This window comes from Massilistercora timonensis (assembly GCF_048354975.1).
GTDB classification, from domain to species: domain Bacteria; phylum Bacillota; class Clostridia; order Lachnospirales; family Lachnospiraceae; genus Massilistercora; species Massilistercora timonensis.
The window spans coordinates 1-13,620 of the sequence record NZ_DBGCJQ010000091.1; the positions used below are offsets into that span (position 1 = coordinate 1).

Annotated in this window: 15 protein-coding genes; all 15 read right to left on the reverse strand. The window is 52.7% G+C overall.

Annotated features, from left to right (window positions below; translation table 11 throughout):
* Positions 1 to 1,171 (reverse strand): DUF1538 domain-containing protein (locus ACML7B_RS08190; protein ID WP_418540526.1); only part of this gene is annotated, 1,171 nt, incomplete at its 3' end.
* Positions 1,172 to 1,220: 49 nt separating this feature from the next.
* Positions 1,221 to 2,138: a dihydroorotate dehydrogenase gene (locus ACML7B_RS08195; RefSeq protein ID WP_106789932.1), complete on the reverse strand. Its 918-nt coding sequence runs from the start codon at positions 2,136 to 2,138 to the stop codon at positions 1,221 to 1,223.
* Complete coding sequence (locus ACML7B_RS08200) at positions 2,135 to 2,908, reverse strand: dihydroorotate dehydrogenase electron transfer subunit (protein WP_106789931.1); 774 nt, start codon at positions 2,906 to 2,908, stop codon at positions 2,135 to 2,137. The genes ACML7B_RS08195 and ACML7B_RS08200 overlap by 4 nt, the downstream gene beginning before the upstream one ends.
* Before the next feature lie 24 nt (positions 2,909 to 2,932).
* The gene (pyrF, locus tag ACML7B_RS08205; RefSeq protein WP_418540529.1) at positions 2,933 to 3,862 is read right to left on the reverse strand and encodes an orotidine-5'-phosphate decarboxylase; all 930 of its coding nucleotides are present in this window, start codon (positions 3,860 to 3,862) and stop codon (positions 2,933 to 2,935) included.
* Positions 3,863 to 3,880: 18 nt separating this feature from the next.
* Entirely contained in the window at positions 3,881 to 5,161 is a 1,281-nt protein-coding gene (locus tag ACML7B_RS08210) for a dihydroorotase (RefSeq protein WP_106789929.1), read from the reverse strand.
* A 109-nt stretch (positions 5,162 to 5,270) separates the two neighbouring features.
* Complete coding sequence (locus ACML7B_RS08215; protein WP_418540531.1) at positions 5,271 to 6,455, reverse strand: S41 family peptidase; 1,185 nt, start codon at positions 6,453 to 6,455, stop codon at positions 5,271 to 5,273.
* A 16-nt stretch (positions 6,456 to 6,471) separates the two neighbouring features.
* Complete coding sequence (locus ACML7B_RS08220; protein WP_346707940.1) at positions 6,472 to 7,557, reverse strand: murein hydrolase activator EnvC family protein; 1,086 nt, start codon at positions 7,555 to 7,557, stop codon at positions 6,472 to 6,474.
* A 48-nt stretch (positions 7,558 to 7,605) separates the two neighbouring features.
* A complete protein-coding gene (gene ftsX / locus ACML7B_RS08225; protein WP_106789926.1) occupies positions 7,606 to 8,535 on the reverse strand; it encodes a permease-like cell division protein FtsX in 930 nt (309 codons plus the stop codon).
* Positions 8,535 to 9,212, reverse strand: coding sequence for a cell division ATP-binding protein FtsE (gene ftsE, locus ACML7B_RS08230; protein WP_346707939.1), 678 nt, complete (start codon positions 9,210 to 9,212; stop codon positions 8,535 to 8,537). Before ftsE ends, ftsX begins: the two co-directional genes overlap by 1 nt.
* A gap of 16 nt (positions 9,213 to 9,228) precedes the next feature.
* Positions 9,229 to 10,317 carry a PucR family transcriptional regulator gene (locus tag ACML7B_RS08235; protein ID WP_346707938.1) on the reverse strand — a complete coding sequence of 363 codons (1,089 nt, stop codon included), beginning with the start codon at positions 10,315 to 10,317 and terminating at the stop codon, positions 9,229 to 9,231.
* Positions 10,318 to 10,450: 133 nt separating this feature from the next.
* The gene (locus ACML7B_RS08240) at positions 10,451 to 11,134 is read right to left on the reverse strand and encodes a WecB/TagA/CpsF family glycosyltransferase (protein WP_346707937.1); all 684 of its coding nucleotides are present in this window, start codon (positions 11,132 to 11,134) and stop codon (positions 10,451 to 10,453) included.
* A 102-nt stretch (positions 11,135 to 11,236) separates the two neighbouring features.
* Positions 11,237 to 11,431, reverse strand: coding sequence for a small, acid-soluble spore protein, alpha/beta type (locus tag ACML7B_RS08245; RefSeq protein ID WP_346707936.1), 195 nt, complete (start codon positions 11,429 to 11,431; stop codon positions 11,237 to 11,239).
* Between the two features lie 97 nt (positions 11,432 to 11,528).
* Positions 11,529 to 12,380, reverse strand: coding sequence for a DUF4097 family beta strand repeat-containing protein (locus tag ACML7B_RS08250; protein WP_418540538.1), 852 nt, complete (start codon positions 12,378 to 12,380; stop codon positions 11,529 to 11,531).
* Positions 12,381 to 12,383: 3 nt separating this feature from the next.
* The gene (locus ACML7B_RS08255; protein WP_346707934.1) at positions 12,384 to 13,064 is read right to left on the reverse strand and encodes a DUF1700 domain-containing protein; all 681 of its coding nucleotides are present in this window, start codon (positions 13,062 to 13,064) and stop codon (positions 12,384 to 12,386) included.
* On the reverse strand, positions 13,061 to 13,384 hold the full coding sequence (locus ACML7B_RS08260) for a PadR family transcriptional regulator (protein ID WP_346707933.1): 324 nt from the start codon (positions 13,382 to 13,384) through the stop codon (positions 13,061 to 13,063). The genes ACML7B_RS08255 and ACML7B_RS08260 overlap by 4 nt, the downstream gene beginning before the upstream one ends.
* Positions 13,385 to 13,620: the final 236 nt, after the last annotated feature.

Consider the following 13,620-nt stretch of genomic DNA (forward strand, 5'->3'; position numbering starts at 1 on the left):
CCAGGATATATCCCGGAAGGATAAACCAGAAGATGGAGATCCCGGTAAGTACCCGGATCATAGCAAGCCCGATGGAAGCAGACACGCCAAGAGACAGCGCCAGCGCCATGGCGTCCCCGGAGATCGCCCCGGAAGTGATCTCCTCTACCTGTTCCTTCAGTACATACACTGCCGGCTCCGCCTTTACGATAAAGTAACCGATCACCATTCCAATGGGGATCAGGACAAACCGGTAGGGAAGCCCTGCAATGGTCTCGCCCAGATAGTTTCCCGCCGGCATAAAGCCAACGTTGACTCCCGTCAGAAACAGCACCAGTCCGATATAGGTATAGACCATGCCGATCACGATCTTCAGAAGAGGCTTCTTTCTGATCTTCAGAGAGATCACCTGGAAAATGGCGAAGAACAGCACGATCGGCAGAAGAGACACCGCGATCTCCCCCATATACTCAGGGATCCCGTGGGCAAAACACTGCCACAGCCCCACTGAATCCCGGATCACCGGAAGTTCGGACGGCGTATATCCGGTATTCTCCGGCCGGTATAAAAAGCCTAAAAGCAAAACTGCCATGATCGGTCCGATGGAGCAAAGCGCCACCAGTCCGAAACTATCGTCCTCCGCATGCTTATCGCTTCGTACTGCGGCAAAACCTACGCCCAGCGCCATGATAAAGGGCACCGTCATAGGACCGGTGGTCACCCCGCCGGAATCAAACGCAACTGCAAGGAAATCATCTGGCACGAAGAAGGCCAGGAGAAAAACAAACAGATAGAACAAGATCAATAAAGAACGTAAAGTTCTGGAAAAAAGCATCCGAAGCATGGCCGCCATGAGAAAGACTCCCACCCCCAGCGCCACCGCCACGATCAGAATGGCATTGGGGATCGAGGGAACCTGCTCTGCCAGCACCTGCAGATCCGGTTCTGATATGGTAATGATAAAACCCAGAATGAAACACAGAAGCAGAACCACGCCCAGCTTCCTGGACTGAGCGATCCTGGTCCCGATCTTCTCTCCGATGGGCGACATGGCAAGCTCTGCGCCCAGGGTAAAAAACATCATGCCAACCACCAGCATCGCCGCTCCAAACAGGAACAAAAGCAGAATGCTTGGCGGGATCGGCGCGATGGTAAAACTTAACAACAATACAATCCCGATGGTAGGAAGCACTGCGATCAGCGCTTCCTTTAACTTTTCCTGAAATTTATTCTGATAAAGATCAATAACCAGTATCTCTTACACCTCCGATCAGTTCCCGGATATCCCGGATCCCAAAACGCTCCATATACGCCTCAATACCCCGGATGATCTCCAGCGTCCCCGCCGGATTCCGGAAGTTCATAGTTCCTACTGACACTGCCGCTGCCCCTGCCAGGATAAATTCCAGGGCGTCCTCTGCCGTTGCTATGCCGCCCATTCCGATCACCGGGATCTTCACCGCATGGGCTGCCTGATAGACCATCCGCACAGCCACCGGTTTGATGGCCGGTCCGGATAAGCCTCCGGTCCGGTTGGCCAGGGCGAAGGTCCTCCGGTTCACATCGATCTTCATACCGGTCAGCGTGTTGATAAGAGAGATGGCGTCCGCCCCTCCCGCCTCTGCTGCTTTGGCGATCTCCGTGATATCGGTCACATTTGGCGTCAGTTTCATGATCACCGGATGTCTGGCGATCCGCTTGATCTGGGCGGTAAGCTGCTCCACATTGGCCGCGTCCTGACCAAAAGCCAGGAATCCGGCATTCACATTGGGGCAGGAAATATTGATCTCCATCAGATCGATCTTCTCCTCTGAGAGCCGCTCCACCACTTCCAGATATTCTTCCGGCGCATGCCCGCAGACATTGACGATGATCCTGGTGTCAAACTGCTGAAGAAAAGGAAGGTCCCGCTTGCAGAACACATCCACCCCGGGGTTCTGCAGGCCGATGGCATTGAGCATGCCGCTGGCCGTCTCCGCGATCCTGGGCGTAGGATTGCCGGCCCAGGGCACATTGGCGACTCCTTTGGTCACCACCGCGCCCAGCTGGTTCAGGTCCACAAACTCACTGTATTCTTCCCCGGAACCAAAAGTCCCGGAAGCGGTCATCACCGGGTTCTTCAATTCCACCCCCGCGATCGTTACCTTTGTATTTCTCATAGTTCTACCTCCGTTGCCAGGAATACCGGACCATCCTTGCACACACGCTTATTGCGCACATTGCTGTGGCCGTCCACCTCCGTCGACTGGCAGACGCAGCCAAGGCAGGCTCCGATCCCGCAGGCCATCCGCTCTTCCAGAGAAAGATAGCAGGGAATATTTTCCGCTATAGAATACTCCTTTAACGCCCGCAGCATAGGCGTGGGCCCGCAGGCGCAGATCACATCGCCCCGAAGTCCGTTCTCCCGGATGGCGTCCAGTACATTTCCTTTCGTCCCGGCGCTTCCATCCTCGGTGGCCACATACACGTCTCCGTAAGCGTTCAGTTCCTCTGTCAGATACTGCTCATCCCGGAATCCCAGGATGATCTTCTTATCTCCGGGAAGCTCTTTGGCCAGCTCCAGCATAGGCGGGATCCCAATGCCTCCGCCCACCAGGAACAGTGTCCCTGTAAGGTCTTTGGGGAAGCCGTTCCCCAGCGGTCCCATCACTTCCACCTGATCTCCCGGTTTCAACCGGGAGAACTGTTCTGTCCCCGTACCCGGTCCTGTCACCCGGTAAACCAGACGCAGGCGCCCCTGCTCTCTATCAATCTCACAGATACTGATGGGACGGGGAAGCAGTTTTGTCCCGTCTCCGGTATACACCGACAGAAATTGTCCCGGGCCTGCCGCCCGGGCGATCTCTTCTGTCTGGATCCACAGGCTGTAGATATCCGCGGCGATCTGCTCCTGGGAACATACCACCGCATATTCCTTGTATTTGCTCATGCTGCACTCCTTTTTTGTGATTCTCTATCCTCTGCTCTCCAGCGCCTCCTGGATATCTTTCCGCATATCCAGGACCGCCTCTCTGGAAGCCTCGCCAAACTGCTCTGCTCCAAAAGAGGCATATTTCTCCTGCTGCCAGGCGGCGATGATCCCTCTGGAGGAATTGATGATGGCTCCCAGGCCGTCTTCATTGAAGAAATGTACCAGGTCTTTGCCCTTTCCTCCCTGGGCTCCGTAGCCGGGCACCAGGATATAGGCTTTGGGCATGATCTTGCGCAGCACCTTACCCATCTCTGGATAGGTGGCTCCTACCACTGCGCCCACATAACTGTACTCTTTGCCCATCAGCTCCGCTCCCCAGGCGGCCACCTTCTCGCCCACCAGCTCATAGAGGGGACGGCCCTGGATCTGCTGATCCTGGAATTCGCCGCTGGAGGGATTGGAAGTCTTCACAAGGACAAAGACGCCCTTCTTCTCTTCTTTGCACACATCCAGGAAAGGATTCACTCCGTCAGACCCAAGATAGGGATTCACGGTTACAAAGTCCTCCCCCAAGGGCACATACTCTTTACTTCCTACTTTCACCCGTCCCAGATGTCCTACCGCATAGGCTGCGGACGTAGAACCAATGTCTCCACGCTTGATGTCGCCGATCACCACCAGTCCCTTTTCCTGGCAGTACTGCACCGTCTTCTGGAAAGCCATAAGTCCCGGGATCCCGAACTGCTCATACATGGCGATCTGCGGCTTTACCGCCGGGATCAGATCCCAGGTCTTGTCCACGATCTCCTTGTTAAACTGCCAGATGGCTTCCGCCGCGCCCTCCAGTGTCTCTCCGTACTGGGCAAAAGCTTTTTGCTGCACCTGTTCCGGCACATATTTCAACATCGGGTCCAGGCCTACCACGATAGGCGCTCCGGTTTCTTTTATCTTCTCCACTAAACGATCGATCACTTCTCTCTCCTCCTGCTGTTAGTTTTTCTCATAGACCACCTGGCCGTCCACCAGGGTATATCTTACCTCACCCCAGACTTCCCGGCCGTGGAAGGGGGTATTCTTCCCTTTGGAGACAAAGGTCTCCCGGTCGATCTTATAACATTTCCCGGGATCAAAGACCACCAGGTCCGCCGTCTTTCCCTCCGCCACAGAACCTTTGTCTGAAAGCCCCAGGATCCTGGCCGGCCCGGCGCTCATCTTGTCCGCCATATCCAGGATACTTAAGATCCCCGGCTTCACCAGTTCCGTATAGGTAAGGGCTGCGGATGTCTCCAGTCCCACGATCCCAAAGGGGGCCTTTGCCATGGACTGTTGCTTCTCTTTGGCCCCGTGAGGCGCATGGTCGGTGGCGATCACGTCCATGATCCCCTCCCGCAGGCCCCGTCTCAGTTCCTCCACATCCTGCCTGCTCCTTAAGGGCGGATTCATCTTGTAATCTGCATCATCTCCCGGGATGTCACCGGAAGTCAGGATAAAGTGATGGGGACACACTTCTGCCGTCACAGGAAGTCCCGCCTTCTTGGCCAGCTCCACCATCTTCACACTGTCTGCCGTAGAGCAATGGCACAGATGAAGCTTCACCCCGGTCTCCTTGGCCAGCAGGATGTCCCGGGCCACGATCACATCCTCCACGGAATTGGTGATCCCTTTCATCCCCAGGCGTTTTGCATTCTCATCAGCGTTCATCACGCCGCCTTCCACCATGTTGATATCCTCGCAGTGAGCAAATACGGTCATTCCCTGGTCTCTGGCAATCTTCATCGCCTGGCGGTAGAGACTTGCGTTCATCACGGATTTCCCGTCCTCACTGAGCCCCACGCAGCCGGCATGGGCCATTCCCTCAATATCGGACAGTTCTTCTCCCTTCTGCCCCCGGGTCACGGCTCCCAGCTGAAGCACATGGGCCGGCGATTCCTTGGCCGCACGCTCTGTAACCGTCTTATATTTCTCCCTGTCATCAATGGGAGGAAGGGTATTGGGCATAGCCACCACCGTGGTCACCCCGCCTTTCACCGCGGCCTGTCCGCCGGTAGCCAGGGTCTCCTTATACTCCAGTCCCGGATCCCTCAGATGTACATGAAGATCGATAAATCCAGGCAGCACATAACAGCCTTCCGCCTCCAGCACACGGGCTTCCTCTTCCCGGATCTCAGGCGCGATCCGCAGGATCTTTCCTTCCTCAACCAGGACATCTGCCTTCTGCACCGTTCCTGCGGCAGGATCCACAACCTGTCCATTTCGAATCAGAATCTGCATAGTCTTTCCTTTCCGCGCATTTCGCGCTAAACCATAGTTTATTTTAGCATATGGCCAAAAAAAAAGGAATGCCTCTTTTGACATTCCCTTTTCCCTGGCTTTGATCCTCTTACGGAGCCATCTCATTTTGCAGCGTTTCCACTGCCCGGTCAAGCTGATTGTCTGCTTCCGGGTCATTTTCATCCCGCTGATACGTCACTTCTACATCCGGGGTGATCCCCTCCCCGTCGATATTCCTTCCATTGGGGGTGAAATACTCCGCCACCGTCAGTTTCAGGCTGGTGCCGTCCTTCAGGTCATAGATGGTCTGCACCACCCCTTTCCCGTAGGTCTTCGTCCCTACGATCTGGCCGATCCCATAGTCCTGGATGGCTCCTGCGTAGATCTCCGAGGCGCTGGCGCTGTTCCCGTCCACCAGGACTGCCAGCGGAACCTGTACTTCCTGCGCCTCATCAGAAGTAAACTCCTGCCGGTTCCCGTCCTTGTCTTCTGTATAGACGATCAGTCCTTCCGGGAGCATGAGATCCAGGATCTCACAGACGGTGTCAAGATTGCCGCCCGGATTTCCCCTGAGATCCACGATCAGTCCCTCCATTCCCTGAGCCGTCAGTTCTGCCAGACCTTCCCTATACTGCTCCAGGGTCACGCTGTCGAACTCCGAAATGGCCAGATATCCAATCTCATCCTCCAGCATCCGGGTCTTCACCGTCTCCGCCTGGATGGTATCCCTGGTTATGGTAAGCGTAACCTCTTCCCGTTCTTCTCCCCGAAGGACGGTGATCTCCACGGTGGTCCCCTTCTCTCCCTTGATACTTCCGGAGATCTCTTCAAGGGCCATGCCAGACACATCCCGGCCCTCCACCTGGTAAATGATATCTCCGTCTTTCATCCCTGCCTTCATGGCAGGAGAATCCTCATACACACTGGAAGCTGTAGTAACCCCGGTATCCAGGTTCTGGGTAAGCACCACTCCGATCCCCCCATACTCTCCCTGGGTGGTCTCCATCAGCGCGCTGGTCTGCTCCTCATCATAATATGCTGAGTAAGGGTCTCCAAGCGCCCCTACATATCCCTGGCAGATCCCGGTCTGAAGGGCGTCCTCATCCACTTTCCCGATATACTCCTTCTGGATCAGGGCCTGGATCCCGGAGAGTTTCTCCTTTGTCTCCTGGGATACTGCCTCCTCTTTGCTAAGGAAAGGAAGTCTTCCTGCGCAGGACACAAGCCCAAGTCCCAACAATACAGCGAGGGCGCCGCACAGCGCCCCCTGCCAAAATCTCTTTTGATGTCTCATATTCTATCCATCCTGTCTACAGATAAGCCAGCGGGTTTCTTGCCACACCGCCGTCCATCACCTGGAAATGCAGATGAGGGCCGGTAGAATTCCCGGTGCTTCCAACCGCCGCAATATTCTGGCCCTTGCTGACCTTCTGACCTGCATGTACATAAAGCTTCAGACAATGCATGTAGTAGGTCTGCAGACCATTTCCGTGATTGATCACGATCCAGTTGCCTTCAGCCCCGCTGTAACCGGCAGTGGTAACGGTACCGCTGGCCGCCGCATAGATAGGCGTTCCGGCCGCCGCCGCATAATCAATCCCCTTATGGTTGCTGCTGGCTCCCGCCATCGGCTGCTTTCTTGGTCCAAAATAACTGGAGATCCGGCTGTATCCCGGGCAGGGATGAGTGAACATCCCGTTGCCGCTGACAACGGAAGCACCCGCGCTTCCGGAATAGGAAGAAGCCTTTTCCCGCTGCTTCCGCTCCGCCGTCTCCACCGCCTTCTTCAGTTTCTTAAGATCCGCAGACATCTCGCCGATCTCGGTATCCTTTTCATCAATAAGCGTCTCAATGGTATCCTGCTTCTCGATCAGGTCATTCTGCATGGCCTCGATCTCATCGTACTCTTCCTGAAGCTTTTCTTCCTGCGCTTCCACCTCAGCCACGATATCCTGGAATTTCTTCAGCATATCCCGGTCATATTCAGAAATCGTGGAAATATACTCCGCCTTGTTCAGAAAATCTGTAATATCCTTGGACTCCAGCAGGACCGCTATGAGTTGGCCGCTGCCATTCTCATACATATATTTGATCCGCTTCTTCATGCTTTCATACTGGTCGTTCTCATCGACCTGAGCCTGGGCCAGTTCTTCCTCTTTTACCGCCAGCTCGGCTTCCTTGGCCTCGATCTTCTCAGAGATCTCCTCCATGTCGGCCATGATCCCCTCCAGCTTCTGGGAGAGTTCTTTCTTCTCCTGCTCAGCGGCAGCTTTTTCCTTCTCCAGGTCCTGTAATTGCTCCCTCTTCTCCTGGAGACCGGTCGCCTCTACCTGGAACGTCATTCCCAGACAAAGTGTCAATACGCATAAAATACTGATGATCCTCTTTCCTCGCATCCTATGTACCCCCGTAAATAAAACCCCTTAATCTTATACTCTTGCAAATTACACTCTTAAATGTTTCCGAATCGTCATGAAACTTCCCAGGAATCCGATTCCCACTCCCAGCGCGATCCCAATAGGAAGCAGCGTCCGATAAACTGTGGTGACCGGAAGGAAGTCGATAATATTTCTAAGAAGACTGAATCTGGTCATGATGTATTCCACTGCCCGGCCGTACATGAAGTACAGAAGAACCAGCGGGATCAGCGCGCCGATGACTCCGATCAACAGACCCTCGAATATAAAAGGTGCCCGGACAAATCCATCTTTGGCGCCGATATATTTCATAATGGCAATCTCTTCTCTACGCACGGTAACACCCATGGTAACCGTATTGCTGATCAGGAAGACGGATACCACCAGAAGGATCAGGATGATGGCTGCGGAAACATATCCCACCAGTCGGTTCACGCTGGTCAGCGTATCCGCTACTACATCCGACTTCTTCACGCCTTCGTTCTCCCCATCATCGGGCCGGACACCGGGAAGACTTTTGGCCAGAGCCACCACGTCGTCCTGCTTGGATACGTCAGACAGATAAACCTCATAGTTGTCTGATGTGGCCAGCGGATTGTCATTGGCAAATCCTTCCGCCGCTTCCTCCGAACCGCCGAAGTAAGTCTCGCTGAAGCTCTCCCATGCTTCATCCGCGCTGACATAGGTCACACTTAAGACCCCGTCCGCATCGGCCAGCGTATCTCCGATCTCATCTTTCTGTGCCTGTGTGGCGTTCTCATCAAAGAAAACGGTGATCGCCACACTTTCCTCCGCCTTCTCTACAATATAATTGAAATTGAGCACGATAGAATAAAAAAGTCCAAACAAGAAAATACATGCTGCCATCGTAGCAATGGAGGCAATAGAAAACATCTTGTTTCTTCCTATGTTCTTCACGCCCTGTTTCATCGAATATCCAACTGTACTTATCCTCATTATTTATACCCACCTTTTTTCTCGTCGCTGACAATGACCCCCTTTTTCATTGTGACAACGCGCTTTTGCATCTCGTTTACGATCTCCTGGTTATGTGTTACTACAAGGACTGTGGTCCCTCTCTCATTGGCCTCCTCCAGGAGCTTCATGATCTCCCAGGAATTGGTCGGGTCCAGGTTTCCCGTAGGCTCATCCGCCAGAAGGATGGCCGGCTCGTTTACGATCGCCCTGGCGATCGCCACTCTCTGCTGCTCGCCTCCTGAGAGCTCCTTCGGGAATGATTTGTATTTCTGTGCCAGTCCAACCAGAGAAAGGGCTGCCGGCACTTTCTTCTTGATCACTCTTGTGGGGACCTCGGTCACCCGCTGAGCGAAGGCTATATTCTCATAGATGTTCCGATCCTTCAGAAGACGGAAATCCTGGAATACAACTCCCAGTCTCCTCCGGTACATCGGGATCTTACGGTGTTTCATCCGGTTTAAGTTCTGACCATTGACAATGATGGTCCCTGACGTGGGCTCCAACTCCTTCATGATCAGACGGATCAGCGTGGATTTTCCGGAACCGCTGTCGCCTACAATGAAAACAAACTCCCCTTTCTCCACCTTCAGGCTCACGCCGTTCAGGGCTGCGATCCCTTTGGAATACTCCTTTGTAACGTCTTTTAATTCAATCATATGCTCCTCCTAATTACTAATACTCCAGTGACTCCATATACTTCATATATTTCACCACCATAAGGGCGATCTTGAAAGTAATGGCATCTTCAAAGACACGCAGGTCAAGACCCGTGCTCTTCTGAAGTTTGTCCAGACGGTATACCAGGGTGTTCCTGTGGATATACAGCTGTCTGGATGTCTCTGACACGTTCAGATTGTTCTCGAAGAATTTGTTGATGGTCGTCAACGTCTCTTCATCAAAATCATCCGGTGATTTCCCCTCAAATATCTCACGAATGAACATTTTGCAAAGCGGCACGGGAAGCTGGTAGATCAAACGCCCGATCCCGAGCTCACTGAACGCAATGACATTTTTCTCACTAAAAAATATCTTCCCTACATCGAGGGCCAGCTTTGCTTCTTTATAAGATTTGGACACCTCCTTGATATCATTGATAACTGTTCCATAGGCGATGTGGATCTCTTCTTCCCCGTCATTCTTCAGGATCTCATAGAAATTCTGAGCTGCCTTCTCCAGCTCGGCAGGTCCGTCCTGGTCCTCCAGCTCTTTGACGACGATCACATTCTTCTCATCCACTGCCGTGACAAAATCCTTGACCTTATTTCCCAAAAGTCCCCGCATATTGTCGAGAGCGCTGGAATCTTTTTCATGTTTTGTCTCAATAATAAAGATAACACGTCTGACTTCTGTGTCAATATGTAATTTTTTGGCACGGTTATAAATATCCACCAGAAGCAGGTTATCCAACAGGAGATTCTTGATGAAATTATCCTTGTCGAACCGCTCCTTGTAAGCCACCAGCAGGTTCTGGATCTGGAAGGCCGCGATCTTTCCTACCATATAGACGTCATCGCTTCCACCGTTGGCCAGAAGCACATATTCCAGCTGATGGTCGTCAAAGATCTTAAAGAACTGATAGCCCTGGACAACCTGGCTGTCCGCCGGCGATCCCACGAAAGATACCACTTCTTCCTCATAATCCTCCTGCTCTGCAAATGTACTGGCAAGAGATTTCCCGTCCGTATCCATGACACAAAAATCAATTCTTGTGATCCCTTTCAATCCTTCAATTGTATTTTGAAGTATTTGATTAGATATCATATGCCATCTCCTCCACTCGATACAATATGCATTTTTCACAACAAAGGAAGGATTTCTTTTGTCAAAATGCATACTTCAGAATTTATCTTAATATATTTTTACCAAAAAAGAAAGAGGAAATTACGTTTTTTTGTTAATTTCCCCTTTTTTTCACATGCCATTTTTCAATTTCCTTTTTGAAGATCATTTTTACAAGGAACTGGCTGAACCTGCCTTTTCCAAATCCCCTGTTCCTGGCCGGGAGCATCCCGGCGCCAAGGCCCATCCAAAGTCCGGCATTGATAAGCGTCCGGTTCTCTATGATAAATTCTTCCTGCAATGGCGGTGCAAGGACCGATAACACACAGTCTACTTCTCCGCCGTTGATGGCGTTGACCAGCATGTCGTCCGCACGGTTTTGGGCGGAAACCTTCGCCATGCCCACGATCTCGATCCCGCCGTAGGCCCGCTCCAGGTAATCATACAATTCCTGCCCGTCCTCCTCCGACTCCACCAGAAGATAGATCCTTCTGTGGTTCTTGTGAAGATAGCGCAGAAACATTCTCAGGAACACCTGATTCTCTGTCTCCTGCAGATACTTCCGGCTCTCGATCCCGGCCGCTTCCAGGATCATCCCGTCCCCGGCCAGCACCAGGTCAAGCTGATCGAATATCTTGCGCCTCTCTGCCGCTTCTTCCTGCCGCATAAGTGCATCCACGGTCAGGAGATCAATAGTGTTCACCGGCTCCGATGCCAGATATTCCACCGCCTTCTTCATGGCTTCCTTGGCTGTGCAGTTGTCGATCTCAATATCTAAAACATTGATCTTAGCATTCATGTTCCCACCTGCTATCGTTCTTTACCAGCTTTCCGATTATAGCAAACAGGCGGTTTGTTTTCAATATTTCTAACAAAATGTTCACAGTTCTTAATATTTTTGTTAATTTTTACTCACAGCGCGCTTCCTCCTGGCAAGCAGACCTCCGATCCGCCCGGTCTCCTTGGAAGACAGGGAACGCCAGCCCTCCTCCAGCACCTGGTCCAGAAGGCCCAGTTCTTCCGCGATCTCGTATTTCATCTTCTCCTCCCGGGTCAGTTCCTCCAACCGGATCGGTCTGTCTTTCTTTCCAGCCATCTTACATACCCCTTTCTTTTTCTGGAGTATGAACAGAAAAGCCTGGAATTATTCACGATATCCGGATAATTCCAGGCTTATGGCCTTCTCTTCTATATTAAAGCCGGTGGTCCCCATGTCTTTCCCGGGTCCCCTTCATCTGATCATGGACTGCTCCGCCGTCAAAATCCACGGTCACGCTCCCTACGCCGCAGTCGATCTTGATCTTACGCTCCATCCCGTTGTTCACCTGTCCGCTTCTTCCCAGGCCGGAATATTCTCTGGAACCGATCCTCACTTCGCCTACGCCGCAGTTGACATCATAATCATAGCGCGTTTCTGTGCCGGGCGCCGTATACTCGATCTCTCCCACGCCGCAGTCAAGCTCCAGGGTACGGCTGGCACAGCCGCTGGCAGTGATCATGCCGGCCCCGCAGTCGATATCTGCTTCCCGGGCGGTAAAATTCTCTACGTGGCCGTTCCCGGTTCCCACTGACAGCGAAAACTCCTCCGCCCAGAGATCCCGCACCGTCAGGTTCCCTGCGTCGATCCCCAGAGAGATCTCTTCCAGCGTCACTTCTTCGGGAAGATAGAGATAGATCTTCCCTGTCCACTTACGAGCCCCGAAGATCGACCATTTCTTCGAAGTGATCTCCAGTTCATCCTCTTCCATATTTGAAGCAAATCCAAGTCTCCTGCTGATCCCTTCTGTTTCTACCACAACTTCATGTCCGTCTGTGGGAAGGACTTCCACATCTCCCGCAGAGAGATCCATATCAATCTTGCGCACGCCGGTATAGGATTCCTGGCTGCTCATTTTCCCGCCGGACACAAGCCCAAAACCACCGGGGAAACGGCCCTCGATCATCTCCGCGGTAACTCCCAGGGCCAGGGCCGCGATACAGCAGGCAAGACCAATCGCAGCGGTGATCCCGCACACAGTCCAGAATATCTTCCATCTTCTCTTCATCTCTTAGCCCACCGCCTTTCTGTGAAAAGGCTTTCTGCACAGGTTCCCGATCCCCCTGCACAGCGCAGGAAATACCACCATACACAGCTTCACACAGGCAACGGTGCCGATCACGCCGATCACGCCCAGGATCAGCCCCGTACCGATCAGCGCCAAGCCTACCGCGATCTCCGGAACCAGGCTTACGATCCCTGCCCAGACAAGCGCCGCCCCTGTGACCGCCAGCACCACAAAGACAAGTACCAGCGCGATAAAAACTCCAAACACAGTAGCCAGAATGCCCAGCACAAGCCCCAGGATCCCTCCGATCACAGGCAGCACAATGGGCGCTCCCACCACGATCGCCAGGATGATGAGGACAATCTTCAGGATCTTACTTTCCGCAGAACTGGAAGCGGCTGTATCCGGCCGGGGCGCTCCCTGGGGGACAGGCCCCTGCGGACCCCCTTCTGTCCGGAAATCCTTCTCCCCGGCAGAAGTTTTCTGCTCCGGCCCTCTAAGATCTTCCTTGATCTTCTCCGCCACCCTGGCAGGGCTGCCAAGATCGGAAATGGCCTGGGCCTCATTCTCCTTGCCGGCCTCATCAAAATAATCATTATAATACCGCATCGCCTCTCTGCGTTCCTCCACCGGAACATCCTGCAGCAATGAGGCCAGTTCTGTCATAAATTCTACCCGGTTCATGCGGTTACACCTCCCTCAAACAACTCATTGATCTTCTTCGAATAATTCTTCCATTCCACCCGGTACAAATTCAGCTGCGCCAGTCCCTTGTCCGTCACCTTGTAATATCTCCGGTTCCTTCCGTCAAACTGCCTGTCGTAAACTTCAAGGCACTCATCCTTCTGGAGTCTTCGCAGAACAGGATACAAAGTAGACTCAGAGACATCCAGCGCCTTTCTCACATCCTGTGTGATCTTATACCCGTAGGTTCCTTCCTGCTCCCGCGATACCACTGCAAGCACAATGGCGTCCAGAAGAGCAGCTCCGGTGTTAAATACCATGCCCTCACCTCTTTTTAGTGAATCTGATCATACTATTTTATTTCAAATATATTTGATTCAACAATATTATATGATGTATAATATTGTTTGTCAACATAGAAAATCAACTAATTTTGCAAATTCAGGTTTGTCGTGTTCTTTGTCGAGAGGCGGGGACCGGCGATTGCTCCGAGGCTAACGCTTAACCTCCGCAATCATCCGGCCCCCGCCTTATCGCCAACTGTCCCGACAAAGGC